This window comes from Streptomyces sp. NPDC031064 (genome assembly GCF_055570965.1).
Window position 1 is genome coordinate 31,932 of sequence record NZ_JBVIGF010000010.1, and the last position, 21,435, is coordinate 53,366.

Genomic DNA, 21,435 nt, shown 5'->3' on the forward strand with positions numbered 1-21,435 from the left:
CTCCCCCGCCGGAGGCGTGCTCGGCCGACAGGCCACCGTGTCCGGACGGCCGGACACGCCTTGAGTCTGCCTCCGTGTCGTGGCGGCCCGGTCCGGGGCTCTCAGGACAGGGCGGTCGGTCGACGCGGCGGCGGGACGGCCCGAAGCAGTTCCCACAACGGTCGAGAGCCGGACGCCCACGCAGCGAGGGTGTGACGGTCGACCACGTGCAGCCGCTGCTGCTGGGCGAAGGCCACCGCGGGTGCGGTGACCCGCCCGTTTGTCACGATCACCGCGACGTCCGCGCCGTGGACCTGGCGGGCGGTGCCGTTGAGGACCTGGAGCTCCGGGGTGCCGACCGCGGAGCCGGCGAGGCCGTTGCGGCGGTGCTTGCACTGGATCACCCAGCGCCGTCCGTAGGGGTCGGTGGCCTTCACATCTGCCCCCATGTCCCCGCGGCCACCGACGCGGACCGCGTCCCGGCAGCCGTCACGGCGCATCAGGTCCCGCACCGCGTCCTCGAACCGGGCATGGTGCAGGGCGTCGAGTTGGGACAGCCCGTACCGCAGGCCCTGGGTATGTACCGCTTCCCACCGAGCCTTCTGCTGCTTCTGGCAGAGCCAGCCGCCGCCAGCCAGCACCGCGAGCACGCCGACGATGAGGAGGATCCACCAGTGGGCGAGCAGCCAGTTGACGACGGCCACCACCAGGCCGACGGCCAAGGCTGCTGCCGCGAGGAGACCGATCAGCCGGTCCTCCGCGCGCTGCCGCCGCTTGTTCGGCCCCCTCGGACGCCGCCGTGCCGGCGGGCGCCGGGCCGTTGCCAACCGTCCCTTGCGCGGGCGGGGGCTCATCGGCTGGCCTGCGTGACGCCGCTCGCGAGATGCCCCAGGATGTCCTGGGTTCCCTGGCCGACCGGGGTGGGCGCGAGCAGGACACCGAGCGCCAGGACGATAACGACGGTCATCCTCTCGTCGGAGCGGCTGCGGGCCTGCGTACGCCGCCGCAGCCGCAGCCGCAGCCGCAGGACGACGATGACGCTGAGCAGCACCGCCACGTTGATGGTCAGCAACCGTCCAGCCCCCCCCCCACGACCGGCCCTCACCATGCGCGGACGGCAACGCGCCACCTCGGCCTTCTTGTGTAGCCGGGGGCCGGTGACGTTGGAGGCCGGTTGCTGATGAATGGCACAAAGCCATCGGACCTGGCTGAATACAGCGCGGTCGTACTACCAGTCGGCGATGCGCACGGTGACGTACATGTCGCCTGGCGCGCCACCATGCTTGCCGGGGCCGCCGAGTTTACGGATCTGGATCTCCTGGCCGTCCATGATGCCCGCGGGGATGCGGACCTTGTAGGTGCGCTGTTCACGGACGGCCCTGCCCTCTCGTGGCAGTTGCCGGCCGGCATGGTGAACGCGGCAAGACGCCCGCCGTGGTCGCGGTCGAGGAGACCCGCGCCGAGACCGGCATCCGCTGCACGGTCAGGCAGCACCTTCACGCGTCCACCCGGTAACCGGGGTAGTCGCCGACTACCAGTTGGCCGAGTACCTGATGGGCGAGGCGGAGAACCGGAAATCCGTTGGAAAGCGCGGACGTCGCCTGGGCGCCCATCACGTCCCTCTCGAGGTTCATCCCTGAGCAGACCATCTTCCCGCCGATCCTGGAGGCGCTCGCGTGACCAAGCAGACCAATAACCAGCCGGGCATCTCCGCCGCGATCGACCGGGGCCCGGGCGGGGCACCTCCCGAAACCGTGCACATCTGCCGTCGGAACTCGGTTCTGGCACAGATCTTGGGGAGCGGTCGAAGAGGGTAGCCTCGGCCGGGTTCCGATCACGCCAAGCTGGTGTTTACTGCTTCCGCTCTCCGGGCGTGAAGGGGCCGGTTGCGGGGGCTACGCATTTGTCGACGACGGTGTTCTCGCCGGCCGCCGTGCCTTCCAAGCAGAGCCGTCCGCCCTTGTCACGCAGGTCGAGGAAGAACCGCGTGGTCGCACCTGACTGCTTGAGGTCGTGTATGCGCTCGTCGACGTAGCCGAGGTTGTGCAGAATCGTCCGGACCTTGGTTGGGGTCGGATCCACCAGATCCCAGAGCGCCTGGGCAATGCGCTCTTCATGGAGGGCGCTCGCGCACCAGTCGCGAGCGTTCAACTCCACCTCGGGACCCGCCGTCGGGGCGATGGGCTCCACGTCTGGCGATACCTCCACCACACCGGGCGGCACTGGCAGCGCCGGACCGGTCGGCGGCGCCTCTGGCGGGGCACTGGGGGGACACGACTGCGCGATCTTGTCGAGCATCGCCGTGAAGGCCACGCTGGGCCGGACCTCGGCAGTGTCAGCGGGCTTGCTTTGCGGTCCGTCGGTGGTTGTCTTCACAGTGCCGCAGGCGGCGAGCGCCAGAGAGGCAAGAGCTGCGACCGCGAGCGTGAGCCACGGGCGGCGGTGGGAGCTGGCAACTGTGCTGGTCAGGGTCGAGGTTCGTCTCATGCACCAAGTCTCCGATCAAGCCGCCGCCGGCACGTGAGTACGCGTACTCACGTGCCGGGGGTACTCGCTCAAACTTCCCGACGTTCTTCTGCGGGACGGACGCTCTGACGAGCTCACGCCTCCCACCACTCTCGCGGCTTGACAAACGGCATTAGGAATCGATGAGACCCGACCAGACTTCAGCGAGATAGGACATCGGTGTTCGATTGTGAGGGGGCTGGCTTCGCGTGAGACCGCGTACGCCTCCCGTCAGACAGGTGAGAGTGACGCTCCGTCAGCTCTAGGGCAATCTCTGTCACGCTCGGCTGAGGCCGATGACGGTGCCGGTCAGGCAAAGCGACGCATCGTTCTGGGACTCTCTCGTGTTCGACGGGATCGACGACGTGGATGTCGTAGCGGTGTCCGTCGCTTTCGGCACGGTCGACGTGACGGCGAGGCGAGAGGTCGGGGACCGGTGCGGCATGTCCGAACTGCGGCCGCTTCTCGGCCCGGGTGCACGGCTCCTACCAGGCAGGCTGAAGAATCTGCCGCTCGGTGGGCAGAGCGTCGTGATCCGGCTGGCAGTGCGGCGCTTCATCTGCGGCACGTCGTCACCGTTGCCGCCCTGCTCGCGGGCCTCGCCGCGAATCGCTTCCTACGACCCAGGCCGCTGAGCGAGGACGACGACACCGGCATGGCCGTCAATGGCTTGGTCACGCCGGTCGCTTCATGTGGAGAGGCCCGAGCGCTGGACCAGTTCGTCGAGACCGCAGAGTACGCCCCTGCGGCCCAGCGGGGACGCATTCAGGCCGAAGCTGTCTGCTACGCCCGCGCCGTGCGCACACAGGAGTGGCCGGCAATGGCCGACGGCAACGGCTCGCCGGCTCCCAGCGTGTGGTCGACGGACTTCCCCGGACCTTCGCCACCCTGCGGGACCAGCCCATCTTCGGCATGCTGATCGCAGCCGACCACAAACGCTCCGACGAACGTGAGGAACGACTGACCCAGGCCACCGCATCCCCAGCACCATCTTCTGGTTCCTGCTCGCGACGCTGACCGTCACCGTCATCGGGCTGGGCATCTGCCTGCCCCGCCGCAACAACCGCGGTCAGGTGATGTCCCTCGTGGTCATCACCGCCCTGCTGGCCACGACCCTGTGCATCATCCGGGACGTCGACCGGCCTTTCAGCGGCATCATCAGCGTCGAGCCGACCGCGATCACCGAGGCCGAACGCCAGGCCACCCGCGACTTCCTCGCCAACCACAAAGCCGCCGAGCTGCCCTGCGACGACCAGGGCAACCGCCGCACCACCTGAGCCGAGCCCGAGCGACGTACCAGCGCGGTGGCCGGCGCCGTTTCGCTCCGTCAGCTTCGGTTACCGCACCGCCGACACGCTCGCCAAGGACCGGCTGGGGAGGAATGAGACCCGCTCGCCGACGTTCGCCACCCACGGACAGTTAACCTGCGGCACGCCGCAGACATACTTCTGGCCGATTAAGCGCGGGCTACCGTGTCGGCCACCGTACGCATCTCCGTCGGTCGCTCCTCAGTGCGGCATGGCGTGCTGCGCGCCGGACACCCTCCGCCGCTTCTGTACACGGTCACGCTGCCGGAGGTGGCGCGGCGGACGGGCGGGTCCTCCTCTTTCGGGTCGTCATCACGTGCGGCCGGCTGGCCCCGCCGCTCCTGCGGTCCTGCCGACCAGGCGAAATAGCCACAAGAGCAGGGGATGTCCAAGAACGCCCAGGTGTGACGCGCACGACCTGGGGGAATAACGCTGCGCGCATGCTGAATACAAAACGTTCTTTTTGCTCGCCCTCGTGGGCATCGACGAAAGGGCACAGGCATGTCCCAGGCCATGCGTAAGACGACGAAATCTCCGGTGGCACGGCGGCTGGCCGCCGCGGCTGTGGCGTTGGACAGCTGCCTGGCGCTCACCGGCCCGGCGGGCAGCGCCGGCGCGGCGCCCGCCGACCCCGTACCGACCGTCTTCTTCGGTGACTCGTACACCGCCAACTTCGGCATCGCACCCTTCCAGGAGGGCGAGAAGTTCCTCTGCTTCCAGGCGAAGGAGGACTATCCCACCGTCGCCACCCGACGCCTCGCGGACAAGGGCGTCACGCTCGACGTCCAGTCGGACGTCTCCTGCGGAGGCGCACTCGTCCACCACTTCTGGAACGAGCAGGAGCTGCCGCTCCAGATGAAGGTCCCGCCGCAGCAGGAGGCCCTCAAGGCCGACACCCAGTTGGTCGTGGGCAGTCTGGGCGGCAACACGGTGGGCTTCACCAGCATCCTGAAGCAGTGCTCCGCGAAGCTCCGCAGCGAGGCACACAACCTGCTGCCCGGGACACCGGTGGACTCCGGCGAGCCGGCGGGCAAGTGTGCCGAGTTCTTCACGTCCGGGGACGGAAAGCAGTGGCTGGACGACCGGTTCGAGCAGGTCGCATGGGACCTGGAAGAGATGCTCGACCGCACAGGCTACTTCTCCCCCGACGCCAAGCGCGTCCTGGTCGGCTACCCCAGGCTCGTGCCCGAGGACACGACCAAGTGCCTGACCCCGGCGCCCGGCCAGACGGAACTGCCGTTCACCGACATCCCCAAGGACGCCCTGCCGGTCCTGGGCCAGGTCCAGAAGCGGCTGAACGACGTCATGAAGAAGGTCGCCGCCGCCGACGCCAATGAGGACGGCGTACCCGACGCCGAGTTCGTGAACCTTTACGACGACACCGGCAACAACACGGCCTGCGACGGCGCCGACCGGGGCATCGGCGGCCTGCTGGAGAACTCCCAGATCGGCGGCGACGGCCAGTGGCTTCCGTGGTACGCGCACCCCAATGAGAAGGGCCGCGACATCCAGGCCGAGCGCGTAGCGGCCAAGGTGGAGCAGGTCCTCAACCAGTAAGGGGGCCACAGCCCCTGTCGGGAGCTGCCCTGCGCCCTCACCGCGCGCATGTACGGCCTCCCTGCACCACTCCTGAACGAAGCCCCGGGTCATCGACCTGGGGCTTCGCCCTGCAGCCCCCGCCTCCCGTTCACCGTGTCGACAGGCGTGCCGGTGCGACGGGCGGCGGCGGAGCCGAGGGCGGCTGACGCGCCAGCGGCACATTCCTCCACGGGCGGGCCTGGCCGCGCCAGCTCTGCCCCCTTCGAGCAATGACCGTGGAGTGGCTGTGGAGCGGTCTGGCCTGCGCCTGTGGGATGCGGGGATCTTCCCCGCCGGGCCTCGACGCCCTGCGGCAGGGTCTGATGGACCGGCTGGTGGCGAGGATCGGTGAGGACGGTGCGCTGCGGGATGCGTGCCGCGGCCGGGTGCTGGAGTCGGTGCTGGCGGTGCGTCTTCTGCAGCGGACCGGCGCGGCCCCGGTGCAGGCGGCTGCCGTGCGGCGGTATCTCGAAGGGCAGGCCCGCAGTGCGCGGGGCGTCGAGGGGGTGCTGATGAAAGCCGGACTGGGGGGTGACAGCGCGGGGTCGGCCGGAGCGGCCGCCGGCGGGGGTGGCCGCGGCTCCGTCGTTCACGGCCGGCCGGAAGCGAGCGCTGGTATGGATGTTGGCGGCGATCCTCGACGAGCGTGTCGTGCCCGAGTGGGATGAGGCGGCGTGCGCTGAGGCGGGGCTGCACAGATGTGCGCAGGTGCAGATGAGCGCGTGAAGACGGTCCTGGCCGCAGCTTCCGGCCGCACTGGGCGGGTGAGCGACGAGGACGTGCGGGTGCTGCTGGAGTCGCAGTGGGCGCCGCATGTGTGGGAGGACAACGTCCTCATCCACTCGTCGGCGCTGCACGCCCTGTCCGGGCTGTCGGGCACCGAAGACGTTGTCGCCGCCGGCATCGCGAAGGTGCTGCACCACCAGCGGCCCGACAAGGGGTCCCGTACATCACCGACACCGGCACCTGGTGCACCGCCACCGGTGGGGTCGCTCTGCACTCCGCCAGTGCTCCTCCACCGACCTGTCGCATCAGACCGACGTCGACTGCACATCCGTGGCGGTGCAGTTCCTCCACACTCTGGATGCCGTCCGCTACGGCGAACCTGTCCGCCGCGGCATCAACTCCCTCCCTACTGTCCAGGGGCCGGACGGCGGCTTCCCGACGTACGTGGCCGACGCCCCGTCGGAGGCGTCCATGACGGCCGCGGCCGTCGACGCCATCACCACCCATGGGCTCGTACACCAGGCGGTCGTGACAAGGCACTGCGCTTCCTGGCCAGCGAGCAGCGCCGGAACGGGGCCTTTCCGCCGGACTGGAGCAGCAGCAGCCTGCACACCCTCTTCCGCGCCCGCCTCGCCGCCGGCTGCGACCCTCGCCTGATGTCCGAGCCGGTACGGCGGATGATGGGGGCGCACCGACACGCTGCTGCGCGAGGGCCGCAACCGGGACGGCGGGTGGGGCCAGCCGGCGGGAAAGCCCCGTGATGTCGTCTTCACCGCCTATGGCCTGATCGCCGCGTGCGGGTAGGACGACCCCGGCCTGGCTGTCGGCGCCGCCCGCTTCCTTCTCGCTGCCCGGCGGGGCGACGGCGGGCTGGAGGCGGTGTCGGACTCCATCGGCCCGCGGCCGTTGCGGTTCACCGTGCCTTCCCTCGCAGAGATCTGGGTCCTCCTCGCGCTCGGCCACCTCCACCACCGCACCATCCCGCCCGACGGGCGAACCACCCGCGCCGATGCCGCGGTGCGGCGGCTGGGAGGCTGTGCCGCAGCGGGCAGGGGCCAGGAGCGAAAAGCTTGGTCCGGGTGAGGGGGAGCGTCGCTTTCGCGGCGGAAATCTCTTCCACTCCGAGATCAGAACGCCAGGGCCGGCCATGGACGTGAACAGAGCGGCCATCGAACCAATCACCGCTGAAGCGTCAGATCTCCGCCCAGCAGGGCAGCGTGACGAAGCCGGTGGTGTCGGCCTGTGCCTGGACCAGCTCGGTCAACGCGGCGACAAAGGGCTGGGCAGCGGTGTATGCGGGCAGTGCGGTGGCGGCCTGCTTGAGGCGCTGGTGCGCGGCGGGGAGCATGCCCGGATCCCATGCTTCTTGCTCCTTGAGCCGCTTGTTTCCTCCTCCCATCTGATCTCCATGATCGTGAGCGCCGGACACTGCTTCATGGCCGCTCGCCGCTCCGTGCGTCGGCCCAGCGGAATTTTTCTCCAAGACAGGGCAGCCCGGGGTCCGTCAGGGTTAGCGCATGCACAGCGACGAGGTGGATGCCGAGGCCGGAGCCGGGGCCGGGGACAGCAGTGCCGGCGGCGACCGTGGAGCGGACAGTGGGTGGGAAGTGGCGCGGCCCGGCGGCACGCCTCCCGTTGAAGGTGTCCGGATGGCAGGGTTCAGGGATCGCGTCGGCCGGGCGCTGGACCTGCGGGTGCTCCCCCAGCCTGCCGTGGTCCTTGTCATCGGCTTGGGGGACGACCCGTTCACGGTCGAGGGTGGCACCGGGCATCGGCCCTCGACAAGCCCGAACCGTAACCCGAGCCTGGTCGCGTCGTTGTCGCCCGGGTCCGCGCGGATCCGCGGCCGGGACGTCGAGTGCATCGAGATGTGCCTGACGCCTGCCGCCGCTTATGGGCTGCTGGGTGTGTCGCCGCACGAACTGGAGGGGGCAGTCGTCGGCCTGGAGGACCTGTGGGGGCGGCAGGAACGGCTGCTCCGGGAACGGGTGGTCGCCGCCACAGCGTGGCAGGAACGTTTCACGCTGGTCAGCGAGTTCCTCGCCCGCCGGGCGGCCCGGGGCCCGGCGATGACGCCTGAAGTCGCCGGTGTGTGGGACACGATCGTGGCGCGGGGAGGCCGGGTCAGGGTCGACGACCTCGCCGCGTCCTGCGGGTGGAGCCGCAAGCGGCTGTGGTCCCGGTTCAGTGCCCAGATCGGCCTCACCCCCAAGCGCGCCGCCATGCTCGTCCGCTTCGACCGGGCCGCCCGGGCCCTGCGCGAGGGCACAAACGCCGCGGATGTCGCCCTGGCGCACGGATACTCCGACCAGTCCCACCTCCACCGCGACGTCCTCGCCTTCGCCGGATGCACGCCCGGCGCCCTGGCCGGAATCTGACCTGCACCCCCGGACATCACAGCCACCAATCCAGATGAGGAAGGAAGTCATATGAGCACCATGGACACAGCGGTCACCCAAGAGGCCATGGCCGACCGAGGCCTGATCGTCCAGCTCGCCTTCGGCAGCATGGCCTCGCAGACCTTGCGCGCCGCGGTGCGGCTGGGAGTCTTCGACCTACTCGGCGACGACCGGCGGCCGGCCATCGAGGTGGCCGCCGACGCGGGAGCCGAGCACCAGCCCATGACCAGGCTCTTGCGCGCCCTCGCCGGTCTGGGCCTGATGAAGGAGCACGAACCCGACGCGTTCTCAGTGACTCCGGCCGGCGCCCTCCTCGCTTCCGGCCGTCCCGACTCGCTCGCCTCGTTCGTCCGGATGTTCACCGACCCGGCGATTGTGCGGGCCTGGGGCGACCTGGACACCAGCGTGCGCACCGGCGGGATCGCGTTCGACGCCGTCTTCGGCACCGACTTCTTCAGCCATCTCGGCCGACACCCCGAGCTGTCCACCGACTTCAACGCCGCGATGAGCCAGGCCTCCGAGGAGACGGCCGCCGTGCTGCCGCACGCTTACGACTTCGGCCGCTTCACCTCGGTCACCGACGTCGGCGGCGGTGACGGAAGCGTCCTGGCCGGCGTACTCGCCGCGTATCCGGCGCTCACCGGTGTCCTCCACGACACCAGGGACGGCCTGGCCCAGGCACCGAAGACGCTGGACCGGCACGGGGTGGCGGGGCGCTGCTCCCTGGCCGCCGGCGACTTCTTCCGTTCCGTGCCCGGCGGCTCGGACCTGTACCTGATCAAGAGCGTGCTGCACGACTGGTCGGACGATCAGGCGGTCACGATCCTCGGCAACTGCCGCAAGGTGCTGCCACCCGGCGGCCGCATCCTGATCGTGGAGCCGGTACTTCCCGAAGTCGTCGGTACGGGCGCCGCCGCACACGCCGCGGACGGCGGGATCACCTACCTCAGCGACCTCAACATGCTGGTGAACCTGGGTGGGCGGGAACGTACCCGCAAGGACTTCGAGGAAGTGTGCCACCGCGCGGGACTGTCCGTCGTGTCGGTCACCCCGCTGGTGGAAGCGGCCCCCTTCTACCTGATCGAGACCCAGGCCGACTGACCACGAACACGGACGGGGCCCGTCAGGCTCACGGCGGTGCGCGGCTCGGTCGGCGGCGGCCGCCCAGCAATCCGGGCGAGAGAGGCGATGAGGACCGAGGCCAGCTCGATCCGGCGGGGCCCAGTCCAGACCTACCTGTTGCTCCGCGGAGCGGGCGGGACGCAGAACCGGCTCGTAACTTCCCTGACGTGCCCAACCTCGGTGAATGGCTCCGAACGTAGATAACACCAGCACACGCTTGTGTGCCCCCTTCGCTGGAGGACCATCTCATGCTCGGCACCGATGCTCCGATCGCTGGGGAGCCGGTGGCCCGTGCCTTCGGCCGCCGGTCGGTCAGGCGGAGGTGTCGACCAGCGTGTCGAACGAGAGCCCGCTGGAGCCCTCCCCGCGGCCGAGGCCGCGGCAGGCGCTGAGCCACACGGACACCCGGCCGTTGTGCCAGCGGGTGCGGTTGTAGGAGACGGCGATCCTGGTGCCTGCCGGCGTCACCTCCTCCTCGTTGATGAAGTAGGGCTGTCCGGCGTCGAACCCCTCCCGCAACAGGCTGGTGCGGGGCCGCACCGGCTTGCCGTCGATGGCGCTGGGCAGGGCGGCCCGTTGCAGGCGGATGGCGCGGTCACTGCCGGGGACGCGTACGGGGATGAACGGGATCCAGTGCTCCGGGACGGTGTTCATGGCCCGGTAGGCGATCGGCGCGAGCGGGGTGTCCGGTGCGGTGGCGGGGATGAACCGCTGCCTGTGAGCGAGGACCTCCGCGGCCACCTCGCTGCCCCGCCGGCCTTCTCCCGTGGCCAGCCGGACGGTCTTCTCCAGGCCCCAGACCATGTTGGCGTTCTCGTCGCGGATCAGGGAGACCTCCTCCAGCACCGGTCCCTCAGCGACTTTGGGGACACTGGGCGGCAGGAACACGGAAGTGTCCGCGGCGACGTTCTCGTCACCGATTGTGTCGAGGGTGAACATGGACCAGCGCTGCCAGTCCTCGTCCTTGCCGCTGCCGGCCGGAGTGATCCACAGCCGCTGCCCGAAGACGTCGGTGACCGCCAGGCCCCGGATCGACGCCAGTGCCCCGACCGGCATGTCGCAGGGCAGATGGAGCCAGTCGTTGCTGTAGACGAGGGCGAATTCGAGGAAGATGAGGCGTGCCAGGTCCGTACTGTCCGGTTGTACCCCGGCGAAGTTGGTCCGGCCATCCTCCAGTGCCCACCATCGCGGCAGGGGCATGCCCGCGTACCGGACCGGCGCGGGGAACACCGTGCGGTTGACCGGCGCGGGTGGCGCGGTGGTCCCGCCCAGGGGGCCGCCCGGGTCGATGGAGAACGCGTGCCAGTCCAGCAGGCCGCCAGGATACTCCTGCGCCGTGAGGACCTTCTCGCCGCCCCCGGCCGCGGCGGCCGCGATGGAGAACCGGTGCTCGAGTCGGGTGGCGTCCCAGGTGCCGTGGTCGTCCGGCTGGTCGATCAGGTCGTCGAACCAGGTGACGAGCCGGGTGCCGAGGCTGTCGAGCTCGGCGCGCTGCGATGCCGGGACGGAGATGCCGTCCGAGGCACGGCCGTTGTCCACCTTGATGTGGCGGTAGAGCTCGTAGCCGTCCATACGGCGGCCGGCGACGGCCTGCAGTGCCGACCAAACCTCCGGGTGGGCCACTCGTGGGGTGTCGGTGTCCGCTTTGGGGTCGGGCAGCTTGATCGAGTATTTCTTGACGTAGTCGGCGCGCAGGTGCCGCAGCCCGAGCCGCCGCCCGAGCAGCTTGAGCCAGCGTCGTCCGATCGCCAGGCGCAGGTCGAAGGAGATCCGGTCGGTGCCGAAGGCGAAGGGCAGGGCGCGCCGTTCGGCCAGCGTCTCCAGCGGCCGGTCGCCGGGCAGGCTCTCGGCCGTGGCCGAGGCGGGCCGGAAGCGGGACGGGGTGGTGGTGGCCACTGAGTAGGTCGCCGTCACCGCGGAGCCCGCGTCCGTGCCCCGGTACTCCCCGAGCTGCCACTGCCGGGTCAGCAGCCACAGCGGGTCGCGGACCTCGGCACGCAGCGCCCGGTCGAAGTCGGTGGTACGGGGCCGGCCCTCGATGCGGTTCCAGAGGCCGACGGTGGGGAACGTGCGGTCGGCCAGCGCAGTACGCAGGTCCCGGATGCGGGGCGGCTCAGACATGGGTCTTTCCTCGCAGGTTGCAGAGCGCGAGATCGGTGCTGATGGTGATCGGCCGCCGGGTAGCTGACATCACGGTCGCCGGCAGCAGATGCGCGTACGCCGTGGTGTCGAGATGGCTCGGCTCTACGGCTCGCGTCTTGGCCAGGTCGAGGGTTTCACCGACCGCCGTGATGAGGTCGTCGCCGCTCCAGGTGCCGGTCTTCGCCGGCGGTGCGACGAGGAGCATCGCCTGCGGCGGTTCGGCGTCGGGGTTGTCGTAGTGCAGAGCGATACCGGTGGTCTCCTTCTGTGCCGGGACGACTTCCGTCCATTCGTCGAGCAGCAGACCGCAGTGACGATTGGCGCCCACCACCGGCACGGGTGCGTAGTGCGCGGTGAACATCAACCGGTCCTCGTCGATCAGAGTGTCCGCCGCGAACTCCATGCCGAGCCAGTGGTCGTTCTGACGGTAGGGCAGTTGGACCGGTACGAGTTCGGGCTCCTCCCAGCCGGTGAGATCGCCGAGCAGGCCGCCGCCCGGGCCGCGCAGCGCGTCGCCAAGGAGGACGGCCTGTTCCCACAGCCGCGGCTTGTCCCGCACACGTGCGATGCCGTGCACCCAGTCGTCGACCGGAAAGTCACGCCCGTGGTGCTGGACCAGGTGGGCCACGAGCTTGTCGCTGTCGTGGAGAGACTTCCGCCAGTCCGAGTGGACCTGATCGGGGGCGGTGAACTCGGGTACGGCGAGGGCGTCGTCGCCCAGCATCGCCTGGAGCGCCTCGGTCGCGGCGTGAACCTGGTCCGGGCCGGTCAGCGCCTGATCGTAGGCGGCCAGGGCCTTGTCGGCGTCGCCGAGCCGGGTGATGACTTCGCCGTGCAGCGCCTGTGCCCGAGCCAGGAGGTCCGCGCCGAAGGCAACGATCCGGTCGTGGAACGGTGTCAGCTCCAGTCCGGTCCGGTCGAACTCGGTCAGCGGGAGTAGTGCGGTGACATCGGCGAGCAGTCCGCTGACCGTCTTCCTCGTCGTCGAGGCCAGTGCGCGCAGTGCCTGCAGGCGGGTGTTGAAGGCGGTGCGCGTGGTCCCGACGGCGGCGCGCAACTGGGCGGGCTTAGCCGGGCGCGGGGTGGTCGGCCGGGTGGTGAGCAGCCACTCCGCCTGTTGCAGCAACCGGAAGCGCTCGTCGGTGGTCGCCGAGGAGGGCAGCCGGTCGTAGGCGGCGATCAGGGCGTCGGCGGAGGCGAGGGCGTGGCCCATGCGGTCCGCGGTCTGCTTGACGGCGGCCAGCACATCGCCGTATACGGCGCGCCGCCACAGGGTCATCTCGCCCCAGCCGCTGCGTACCATGCCGAAGCCGGCGGCTGTGACGACGAGGTGGCCGTATCCGGTCAGGAAAGTGTCGATCCCGTCGACGATGGCCGTGCGGTCGGGTTCGGCGGGCGGCTGCGGGTACAGCGGCGTCAGGGTGGCGAGATAGTCGGCGGTGTCCTGGCGCAGCTTGTCCAGGGACGCGCGGACCGCGGCGGGTCGCGCCCGTGACAGGGAGACGGAGTCGTCCATGCTCCGGTCGACGGGCTGGGCTCCGGCGGCCGGCACCAGGTCGGTCGGCCGCAGGGGTCGCGATGTGGTGAGCAGCGTGCGCAGCGCGGTGATGAGGGAGGAGAGTTCGAAGAAGGTCACCTTGTTGTCGACGCGCTCGGTGTGACAGATGGTGAGGTCGGCGTCGGGACGGGGCCGGTCCTTGGCGACGACGAAGCCGATGATCCGGTCGTCGAGGTCGGTCATCGCCGCGTCGTCCTTCGGCCGCACGCCCCACAGCATGTCGATCGGTTGCAGTCCGATGTCGGCCTGCGTCACCACGCGGCTGCGTGGCTCCTTGTCGACCGGGTCTTCCCATCTGACCACGGCGGCCACTTTCGTCTGGTGCGGCAGCAGGGTGGGCAGCCAGGCGTTGACGGCCGGCTCGGCCTGGGCCCGTGGACCGCGCCCCTGGAACATCCCGGAGCCGTGGTCGGGGCCCAGCCCGGGGGTCAGCATCAAGCCCAGCCGGTGGGTGAGCGTGATTCCGCTGCGGGGCGTCTGCACCACCGCCGGGTCGGGCGGGAAGCCCTCCTTGGAGTAGGCGTCGAGGGTGGCACCGGCACGTTCGGTGTTTCCGGCGAGGGTCTGGTGGGCCGCCTCCGCAACGGCCAGATCGGCCAGCGCGTCATGGATGGCGAGCAGGTTCCGCACTTCGGCGTTCATGGCCTGCTGTTCCGCCTCGGTAGCCTCCGGCATCCCGGTCGCGCCGAAGGGGTATTCCGGGAAGGCCGGTTCGCGTGTCGCTCGGCGGACCAGCGCGAGGCCGTCCACGACGTTCCGGGCCTCGATCAGCTCCAGGGCCGTGCCGGGACCGGCGTCGGACAGCTTGCCGGAGCGCAGCGGGAACTCCCCCCGCAGCGCCGGCAGGAACTTGTCCAGTTCGGCCTCGGGATGGCGGTCGTGCAGGCCCCGTTCGAAGCGATGGCCGAGCAGTGCGCCCAGCGACTGGCCCTGACGCAGTCCGTCCAGGAGGCCGAGTGCGACCCTGACGCGTTCGGAGCTCAGATTGACGGCGAAGGAGCCCGGGTTGTCGGGCGAGCCGTTGGCGACGTAGCCCGCCCGCAGCACGGCCGCGGTGGTCGCCTGTGCAGGCGACGGGGCGTGGATGTAGCCGCCGCTGCGGGGATCGTGCAGCAAGGGGGTGGATCCGGCGGGCTGGAACAGCTCCGCGAGGCTGCCGCTGAGCTGCACCTCGGCGAGCGGCGTGCGCCGCCGCCGGACGTCCTCGAGCCACCCGTACGCGCCGAGGTGTACCCCTTGTTGTGCCGGGTCGGTCCCGGCGGGCCCGTACCGCAGTTCGCTGAGCCGTTCGTTGACCAGTCCGAGCCGCCAGGCGTCGAGCCGGTAGGTGGCGCAGTCCAGGTGTTCGGCGAGGACGCGTTCCAGCCGTGCGGTGGGCAGGTCCGCCAGCCGGCCGAGGGCATCGGCCTGCTCGGCCAGATGCTCGGTGGCGGGGTGGGTGCCGAGGATGCCGGGGATGTGGTCGACGACCAGCTTCGTGGGGTGGTTCGTGATGCGGGGGTCGGCGGAGTACAGCTTGCGGAAGCGGCTCTCGCTGGGCTGGGGCTGTGCGGATTTCCGGATGTGGATGAACAGGGGATCAGCGGCGGACAGGGTCTCGCCCGCAGCCGCGGCCAGCTTCCGTGCGGTGTCCTCCCAGCCGAGCAGAACCGCATGGCGCAGCAGCAGGTACAGCAGCGCCGCAGGGGGCCGGTCGTCGGTGAAGCCCCGTTCGAGCCGGATGGTCTCGAGGTCGCTACCCGCGTGGTCGGCCAGCCACCGCAGGTAGTTGCGCCCGTCCGGAAGGTAGCCGCGGACCTTGTCGGTCTCCGACAGTGGCCGGTCGTCGACGAGGGGCCCCAGCAGGGGGTGCTGCTCCTCGACGAACAGACGGCGGATCAGATCGGGATCGGGCGCAGCGGCACCCGTGTGGCCCAGCCGGCGCAGCAGATCGCGGATGGGCCGCGGCATGTCCAGTCTGTCCAGGGCGGGCACCACCTTGGGGCCGCCGCTGTTGAAGTTCTCGCGGTTATAGATGTCTTCGACACTCTGCGCGTAGCGCTGGTAGTACTCCACCGAGGTGGGGTGCAGGGCCAGGATGTCGAGCAGCATCTGATGCGGATCCGCCGCGGAAGTGCCGGCTCCGGTGTGCTTGCCGAGGTAGGACACCTGTGCGACGGCAGCCTGCCAGTCCTCGGCCGCCGCAGACAGCAGGCTGTTGAGGGCACGCCGGTGCGTGGCGGTCAGCGGATGGGTGAGCCGCGAGAAGGCTGTGGTGGGCAGGATGCCGTACGGCTGCCGTCCGATCTTGACCGCGGGCACCGGGCCGCGTCCGGACACGTGCCGGACGAAGAACCGGCGGGTCTCGTCCACCACGTTGGGCGGGATCACCGGATGCAGCATGGTCTGCAGGTACGAACCCCAGGTCACCGGCCACAGAGCAATGTTCGCGGCGCGGGCGTCGCGTTGGTCTGTCCCGTCGGCGTTGGCCACCCCCGTCATGACGGCAGGGTCGAGGCCCAGCAGTTCGGCGAACCACTGGCCGTCGGTCTTGACCGCCCAGTCCTCGGAGGCGGCGGAGACCTGCGCTCCGTAGGTGGTGCGCCGCACGGCCTCGGCTTCCTCGTGTGGGTTCTGGCCGGCGGAGGCCTGCTCGCTGTTGTTGGTCACCGTGCCCTGCGGCAGCAGGCTGAACCCGGCGGGACTGCGCAGGTGGCGGGTGATCAGGTCTGCCAGGTCGGTCGCCGTCTGCTGGGCGGTGCTGTCCTGCCGTACGCCGAACACGAGGAGCCGGTCGACACCGTTACGGAAGGAGTCCTTCAGCTCGATCCGGATTCCCATGCCGACGTCGACGGCGGCCTCGAACTCCGTCAGCCAGCGCAGTTCCGCGGGGACCTTGAGCGCGCCGGTCTCCTCGTTGACCTCGGGCTTGTCGGCGGATGACGGATCCGGGCTGACGGCCAGCTCCGCAGGCACTGCATTGCCGGGCTCGCAGAAGACCTGTTCGCCGCCGACGAACCCGATCGCCGTGAACCGGTCGGGCAGCAGCCGTGCCCGTGCCGCCCGGGTCCACGACCGGGGGCTGACGTCCTCTTCGGGGAGCGGCGCCAGCACTAGGAAGGTGACCAGCACGTCGTCCCCGGCACCCGCCGCCGGGGTGTCCACACCGACCGGACGCCGTCGCCGAGTCTCATCCGCGCGCGTGACGCCGACCGCCGCCAGCAGTGCCGCGTCGGCGGCGCGGATCCTCGCCCGGTCTCCGTGTGCCCGCCAGACCGCCGTCCAGTACGTGACCGTCGGCTCGCGGTCGTCGGCCGCCACGGCTTGGGGCGTGACGACCACGAGCACGGTGGTGTCGCGCGGCACCCCGGTGGGCTGCTCGGACGGATTGGCGGGACGGCGAGCCCTCAGCAGCCAGTCGGCCCGGCCGGCCGGGATGCGCTCGGTGAGTTCTCGCCAGGCGGCCGACTCGGCCGCGGGATCACCGCCGGCCCGCCACACCGCGATCCAGTAGGCGTCGAGCGCGGCGACCTCGGCGGCGGTGGGCCGGGGTTCGAACGCGTCGACCGACCACTCGTCGGGGAACACGCGCACGAGCAGCTCGGTGGCGGTGAACCGGGTCTCGATCCGGACCGGGCCCAGCAGCACCGGGAAGTCGTCGCTGAGCTGCAGCGCGGCCCGCGGGTCGAAGGTGGTCACGGCAGCATCTCCTGTGCGTGTACGGCCATCAGCACCGGTGCTTGGAAGAGGATGTAGGCGACGTCGGCGGAGCTCAGGCCGCCGTGCCAGAGGGGGAGGGACAGATCCTCCACGTGCTGTTCCTGCTTCTCGGCGTCTTCCGTCGGCTGGTCGAACTCCTGAAGCACGACGGGGACGGTGTTCTCGCCGAGTTCGATGAACCGCTTTCCTCCGGGGGCGACGTCCGGCCAGGACAGGTCGTTCCAGACCTCAACACGCTGTGGCGTGGTGGCGGGGGCGACGTCCAGGCCGAACCGCGGCTCACCTGGCCTCTCCTTGATGACGAAGAACCAGCCCGCGCTGCCCTGGGGCACCTCGCCCTTGGCCTCGTCGGAGGTGAGGTCGAAACCGAGCAGGTAGATGTCGGGCTCGACCTTGGCCTCGTACAACGGCAGCCGGATCTCGTCATGTGACGGGTTCGCCTCATCGACGAGCTCGACCGGAACGCGCTCCTTGGTCGGGTCGGGTTGCGCGTTGCTCGGTTCCCAGCGGGCCCGATGGGCGTAGACGGCCGCGTTCGGGTACTTCTTCAGCAGCTCGCCGCGGATCACCAGCACGAGCTCGTTCTCCTGCTCGCCCTTGTCGCGGTTGTCGTGCCCGCCGAGCTTGGACTCCCGGGTCCACGTGGCGATCGGCGGGATGTCGTACAGACGCTCGCGGCGCTCTTCGGGCGTCTCGCCCGGCAGGGACGGCACGGCGCGCACGTCCCAGAACTGCCGGAAGGGTGTGCCCCGCTGGTCGGTGGGGTACTCGCGCCACAGCAGCTCACGGGCCATCTCATGGTTGAGACCAACGAGGTAGGACTCGATGAACTCCTGGTCCGTCTCCAGCAAGGTGACGGAGTTCGGCGGCACCCGGTTGATATTGGGCATGAACAGGTCCACGGACTGGTCGATCAGCGCCTGGTACATGGGCATGTCCAGGACCGGGTAGGCCATGGCCTCCAGAAACTGCTCGGCGAAGGGTGCCAGCCGCTCCGGCAGCTTCACCGAGCTGAGCAGGTGTCTGGGCACGGTGTCGTCGGCGCGCAGGCCGGCCAGCATCGCGTCCGTGGCGTCGGTGACGTGCAGCCGTCGGCGCGGACCGGTCCGGCCGGCCAGGGCGGCGTCGCCCCAGCCCTGGTACAGATCGCGCAACGCGCCCTTGAACGCCTCTGCCTCCGGGCTGTCCGGACCACCGGGCGAGGGGACGAAGGAGTCGCCGGGGAGCGTGAGGCGGAAGTTCTGGCTCGTCGGCAGCAGATCGACGGGATCCGCGGCCTGCGCCGCCTGGCCTGTCCCGTGCAGCACCTGGTCGAGCTGTGCGGGTGTGACGACGGCGGCAGGCCTCGCCTTCGGGGCGGCTGCGGTGACCCCGCCGGATTCGGCGTCCATCCTCGGCACCAGGGCCTGCGGCGGTCGGTGCTCGGTGAAGGGCAACCTGCGCATCAGCCGTGATCCGGGCCGGGTGATGCGGCGCATCGCCGAGGACAGCGGCGCCGCTGTGACCCGGCTCTCGGCCACGCGGAAGCCGACGGCGACACGCTCGGCCGGCCCGGCCGGCGGTGCGGCCGTGGACTCGGCTGGGGAAGGGGGCTGAGCGGCCGGGAAGCGGGTGACCACGCGTCCGTGCGCGGGCGCCGTCAGGGTCAGTGCCCTGCCGGACGGTGCTGCCGGCTCCCTGGCAGGTGCCGATGGCGGATCCAGGTGCCTGGTCTGCAGTACGGCGCCGACCTCACGCGCCAGTTGGGCCGCGCGGATCCGGGCATTGGCAGCGAGTACCTCGCCAACCTGCGCCCAGGCGGCAGCCATGAATTCTTCCTGCCGCTTGCGGACCACCTCGGCCCCCAGATTCGCCGCGACCCGGAAGCGCGGGTCGAGATTGAGGCGGTGCACCCAGTTGCGGTTGTGCGGGACCGGGTTGCCGTTACGGTCGGTCAGCAGCCGTGAGGCCGGCGCGTGCCAGCGCCCGTACAGCGGCGGGGTGATGACCGGGTCGACCTGGCCCGCGGGTGCGGCCGGGTTCGTCGCCGTGAGCGCGGTGTGCGCTGTGGCCGGAGTCCTCGTCAGGTAATCGTCGGCCAGGTTGATCAGACCGGCCAGTGCCTGCTGGAAGGGGTGGGGGTACGTGAAGCCGAGTTCCTGGAGGTTATCCCACTTATCCCAGTTGTCCGCGACGCGCTCGGGAATCTTCAGGGCACCGCCGAGCTTGAGCACGCCGCCCAACTCGGCCGGCACGGTGATCCCGGGCAGGCCCGGGCCGGGCGAGCGGTGCACATCGAGGTCGCGACGGCCGACGCTCGCATCGAGCGGCTCCTTGGGGACCAGCAGCCGTACGAGGTACTCGAAGTCGCCCGCGCTGCCTGTGGAGAAGAACCAGCGGTGGTAGTAGGGAAGTTGACCCGGGGCCTCCTGGCCCGGGTACTCCCCTTTCCAGGCGGGATGCAACGCCGCCGGTGAACGTGCCGGATCCAGGCCGAGTCCCGCCAGCCGCCCCGTCTCGAACGCCGGCACCAGGAACGCGTGATAACCCGTGTGCGGGTCCAGGCGGCGCGGGCAGACCAGCCGCGCACACGCGCGGTCCGCGTTGTCGCGCAGCACCTGCCCCAGCGCGGGCAGCACGTTGGCCATGTCGTCGGACGACACGGGCGCGTCGAGCGAGCCGTTGACGTGTACGTGCGCCCATGCCCCGAGTTGTCCGGACGGGGGCAGGGCATCCGGTTTGGTCACGGTGATGAACGGCAGCGGCCGGCCGGCGGCGGTGCCGTCCTCGAACTCGGCCCGGCCGTCGGCGCGCGAGTCCTCGCCGCCAGCGAGCACGACCAGCGCGAGCCAGGGGAGCAGTCGGCGTGTGGTGGCGTCGGGCGCGGCCGGGCTGTAGCGCCACGGGAAGTCCTCGTCGTAGAACTCGATGTGCGCCAGGTAGTTGGGCTCGACGTTGGTGACCCACGGCCGTGGCTCGGTGCGGGAGATCGCCCGGGGATCCACGCCGATGACATCGCCCGGCCCGTAGATCTGAACGGTCCGTTCGACGTCGCGCGTGACCGGTGGTCCCCCGTCGACGGCCTCACCGGCGACCCGCAGCTTCACCGGAACGGTGGCCCGGGACGTACCGACCGGGTTGGTGGTGATCCTGGTGGCGATGCCGGACCGCAGCCACGGCAGGAACGTGTAGGCGTTGGCGGTCACGTCGTGACCGTCGCGTCGACGTCGAAGATCTCAGCGCTCGTCGTCAGCTCCTCCGCGCCCGGCGTGGCCGCGGCGAGCCCCGACCGTACGACACCACCGGCGACCAGGACGAGCTTGTCCGACAGCGCGACGGCCGTGAACGCCCATCTGCCCGTCGCCAGGCCCCCCGCAGGCCTCCAGCTACGGGTCGCCATGTCGAAGATGACCGCACTCGCGTATCCGACGTCGTCGCGGGCGTTGTCGCTGCCGCCGACGACCAGGACCCTGCTCTGGCCCAGCGGCACGGCGCGGTGCAGACCGCGTCCCCCGGGCATGTCGGGTACGGCGGCCCATGTCCCGGTGTCCTGGACGTAGAGCTCGGCGCTCGCCCGGCTGAACGGGTCGAAGGTGCCGTCGCCGGATCCGCCGGGCGCGCGGCCCCCGGTCACCAGCACGCTGGCACCGCCTGACAGCACTGTGGCCTGGTGCCGGGCGCGCGGCACGAGCAGCGCGCCGGTCGGGCTCCACGTCCCGGCGGTGGGGTCGTACACCTCGCAGTACGCCAGGGCGGTGTCCTCGTCGCGGGCCGTGGGCACGGTGCCGCCGACGACCAGAACCCGGCCGTTGGCCAGCACCACGGCAGGGTGGCCGCTGCGGGCGTCGGTCATGACCCCCGTCTCGGTCCAGGTCCCGGAGGCCGGGTCGTACAACTCGGCGGAGCGCAGCGCCTTCACCGACTGGGCGGAGCGGATGGTCGTGCCCCCCGCGACGAGGACCTTGGTGCCCACCAGCACGGCGCTGTGGCCCCAGCGGGCGGTGTGCATGCTTCCCGTGCTGCTCCAGGTGCCCGCCACCGGGTCGTAGATCTCGGCCGCGGCCAGGCCCGGCGCCGGGAACTGTGCCGATCCGCTGATCCCGCCGGCGACCAGGACCTTGCCGTCGGGCAGTCGGGTCGCGGTGTGCAGCCGCCGGGGCGTCCGGAGGTTTCCGGTGGCGGTCCATGTCTTGGTACTCGGGTCGTAGACCGCGGCGTCGGCGAGCGCCGCGGCCGATCCGTCCTGCCCGCCCATGACAAGGACCTTGTTGTCGGTGAGGACGACCGCGTGGTCGTGCCGGCCGTACCAGGCGGCGGCCGACGGCAGGGCACCGGTGCCGGTCCACCGGCCCATGGCCGCCAAGGTGGTGCTGGTCATGGCCGCAAACCTTTCATCGCGTTCATCGAGTGCATCGGCGTCAGGGGCCCGGTACTGCAGGGG

General features: G+C 70.6%; 15 protein-coding genes. 5 read left to right on the top strand and 10 right to left on the bottom strand.

Features of this window, described 5'->3' with window-relative positions:
- Window positions 1-101: 101 nt before the first annotated feature.
- The 5 genes from ACZ46W_RS30705 to ACZ46W_RS30725 all read right to left on the bottom strand — a co-directional run bounded on the left by ACZ46W_RS30705 (window position 102) and on the right by ACZ46W_RS30725 (window position 2,466).
- Window positions 102-833 (bottom strand): restriction endonuclease, encoded by a 732-nt coding sequence (locus ACZ46W_RS30705; protein ID WP_468344470.1) that lies wholly within the window; start codon window positions 831-833, stop codon window positions 102-104.
- A complete protein-coding gene (locus ACZ46W_RS30710; RefSeq protein WP_468344472.1) occupies window positions 830-1,051 on the bottom strand; it encodes a hypothetical protein in 222 nt (73 codons plus the stop codon). The genes ACZ46W_RS30705 and ACZ46W_RS30710 overlap by 4 nt, the downstream gene beginning before the upstream one ends.
- A 156-nt stretch (window positions 1,052-1,207) precedes the next feature.
- A complete protein-coding gene (locus ACZ46W_RS30715; protein ID WP_468345243.1) occupies window positions 1,208-1,375 on the bottom strand; it encodes a DnaJ C-terminal domain-containing protein in 168 nt (55 codons plus the stop codon).
- 100 nt (window positions 1,376-1,475) lie between these two features.
- On the bottom strand, window positions 1,476-1,613 hold the full coding sequence (locus ACZ46W_RS30720) for a hypothetical protein (RefSeq protein ID WP_468344476.1): 138 nt from the start codon (window positions 1,611-1,613) through the stop codon (window positions 1,476-1,478).
- A 217-nt stretch (window positions 1,614-1,830) separates the two neighbouring features.
- Window positions 1,831-2,466, bottom strand: coding sequence for a hypothetical protein (locus ACZ46W_RS30725; protein WP_468344479.1), 636 nt, complete (start codon window positions 2,464-2,466; stop codon window positions 1,831-1,833).
- A gap of 314 nt (window positions 2,467-2,780) precedes the next feature.
- On the opposite strand from ACZ46W_RS30725, the gene ACZ46W_RS30730 reads away from it, so the two are divergent.
- The 3 genes from ACZ46W_RS30730 (at window position 2,781) to ACZ46W_RS30740 (ending at window position 5,348) form a co-directional block, all read left to right on the top strand.
- A complete protein-coding gene (locus ACZ46W_RS30730; RefSeq protein ID WP_468344482.1) occupies window positions 2,781-3,119 on the top strand; it encodes a hypothetical protein in 339 nt (112 codons plus the stop codon).
- 411 nt (window positions 3,120-3,530) lie between these two features.
- A complete protein-coding gene (locus ACZ46W_RS30735) occupies window positions 3,531-3,761 on the top strand; it encodes a hypothetical protein (protein ID WP_468345246.1) in 231 nt (76 codons plus the stop codon).
- Window positions 3,762-4,292: 531 nt separating this feature from the next.
- Entirely contained in the window at window positions 4,293-5,348 is a 1,056-nt protein-coding gene (locus tag ACZ46W_RS30740; RefSeq protein WP_468344485.1) for an SGNH/GDSL hydrolase family protein, read from the top strand.
- Between the two features lie 1,939 nt (window positions 5,349-7,287).
- Here the strand turns inward: ACZ46W_RS30740 and ACZ46W_RS30745 are convergent.
- Window positions 7,288-7,494 carry a hypothetical protein gene (locus ACZ46W_RS30745; RefSeq protein ID WP_468344488.1) on the bottom strand — a complete coding sequence of 69 codons (207 nt, stop codon included), beginning with the start codon at window positions 7,492-7,494 and terminating at the stop codon, window positions 7,288-7,290.
- A 250-nt stretch (window positions 7,495-7,744) separates the two neighbouring features.
- Here ACZ46W_RS30745 and ACZ46W_RS30750 point away from each other — a divergent pair, with 250 nt between their 5' ends.
- Together ACZ46W_RS30750 and ACZ46W_RS30755 are read left to right on the top strand one after the other, a co-directional pair.
- Window positions 7,745-8,473, top strand: coding sequence for a helix-turn-helix domain-containing protein (locus ACZ46W_RS30750; protein WP_468344491.1), 729 nt, complete (start codon window positions 7,745-7,747; stop codon window positions 8,471-8,473).
- A 51-nt stretch (window positions 8,474-8,524) separates the two neighbouring features.
- Complete coding sequence (locus ACZ46W_RS30755; RefSeq protein WP_468344494.1) at window positions 8,525-9,595, top strand: methyltransferase; 1,071 nt, start codon at window positions 8,525-8,527, stop codon at window positions 9,593-9,595.
- 333 nt (window positions 9,596-9,928) lie between these two features.
- Here ACZ46W_RS30755 and ACZ46W_RS30760 read toward each other — a convergent pair whose 3' ends face one another.
- The 4 genes from ACZ46W_RS30760 to ACZ46W_RS30775 are packed head-to-tail and all read right to left on the bottom strand — an operon-like array spanning window position 9,929 to window position 21,372.
- Window positions 9,929-11,737 carry a hypothetical protein gene (locus ACZ46W_RS30760; RefSeq protein WP_468344496.1) on the bottom strand — a complete coding sequence of 603 codons (1,809 nt, stop codon included), beginning with the start codon at window positions 11,735-11,737 and terminating at the stop codon, window positions 9,929-9,931.
- The gene (locus ACZ46W_RS30765; protein WP_468344499.1) at window positions 11,730-16,994 is read right to left on the bottom strand and encodes a hypothetical protein; all 5,265 of its coding nucleotides are present in this window, start codon (window positions 16,992-16,994) and stop codon (window positions 11,730-11,732) included. The genes ACZ46W_RS30760 and ACZ46W_RS30765 overlap by 8 nt, the downstream gene beginning before the upstream one ends.
- A complete protein-coding gene (locus ACZ46W_RS30770; RefSeq protein ID WP_468344502.1) occupies window positions 16,991-20,200 on the bottom strand; it encodes a DNA polymerase III subunit gamma/tau domain-containing protein in 3,210 nt (1,069 codons plus the stop codon). The genes ACZ46W_RS30765 and ACZ46W_RS30770 overlap by 4 nt, the downstream gene beginning before the upstream one ends.
- Entirely contained in the window at window positions 20,197-21,372 is a 1,176-nt protein-coding gene (locus tag ACZ46W_RS30775; RefSeq protein WP_468344505.1) for a Kelch repeat-containing protein, read from the bottom strand. The genes ACZ46W_RS30770 and ACZ46W_RS30775 overlap by 4 nt, the downstream gene beginning before the upstream one ends.
- Window positions 21,373-21,435 lie beyond the last annotated feature (63 nt).

What these genes read in the sequence shown, in the direction of transcription:
- ACZ46W_RS30705 (WP_468344470.1), bottom strand. Translation starts at nt 833, where the DNA reads ATGAGCCCCCGCCCGCGCAAGGGACGGTTGGCAACGGCCCGGCGCCCG.
- ACZ46W_RS30720 (WP_468344476.1), bottom strand. Translation starts at nt 1,613, where the DNA reads ATGAACCTCGAGAGGGACGTGATGGGCGCCCAGGCGACGTCCGCGCTT.
- ACZ46W_RS30725 (WP_468344479.1), bottom strand. Translation starts at nt 2,466, where the DNA reads ATGAGACGAACCTCGACCCTGACCAGCACAGTTGCCAGCTCCCACCGC.
- ACZ46W_RS30730 (WP_468344482.1), top strand. Translation starts at nt 2,781, where the DNA reads ATGACGGTGCCGGTCAGGCAAAGCGACGCATCGTTCTGGGACTCTCTC.
- ACZ46W_RS30740 (WP_468344485.1), top strand. Translation starts at nt 4,293, where the DNA reads ATGTCCCAGGCCATGCGTAAGACGACGAAATCTCCGGTGGCACGGCGG.
- ACZ46W_RS30745 (WP_468344488.1), bottom strand. Translation starts at nt 7,494, where the DNA reads ATGGGAGGAGGAAACAAGCGGCTCAAGGAGCAAGAAGCATGGGATCCG.
- ACZ46W_RS30750 (WP_468344491.1), top strand. Translation starts at nt 7,745, where the DNA reads ATGGCAGGGTTCAGGGATCGCGTCGGCCGGGCGCTGGACCTGCGGGTG.
- ACZ46W_RS30755 (WP_468344494.1), top strand. Translation starts at nt 8,525, where the DNA reads ATGAGCACCATGGACACAGCGGTCACCCAAGAGGCCATGGCCGACCGA.
- ACZ46W_RS30760 (WP_468344496.1), bottom strand. Translation starts at nt 11,737, where the DNA reads ATGTCTGAGCCGCCCCGCATCCGGGACCTGCGTACTGCGCTGGCCGAC.
- ACZ46W_RS30775 (WP_468344505.1), bottom strand. Translation starts at nt 21,372, where the DNA reads ATGACCAGCACCACCTTGGCGGCCATGGGCCGGTGGACCGGCACCGGT.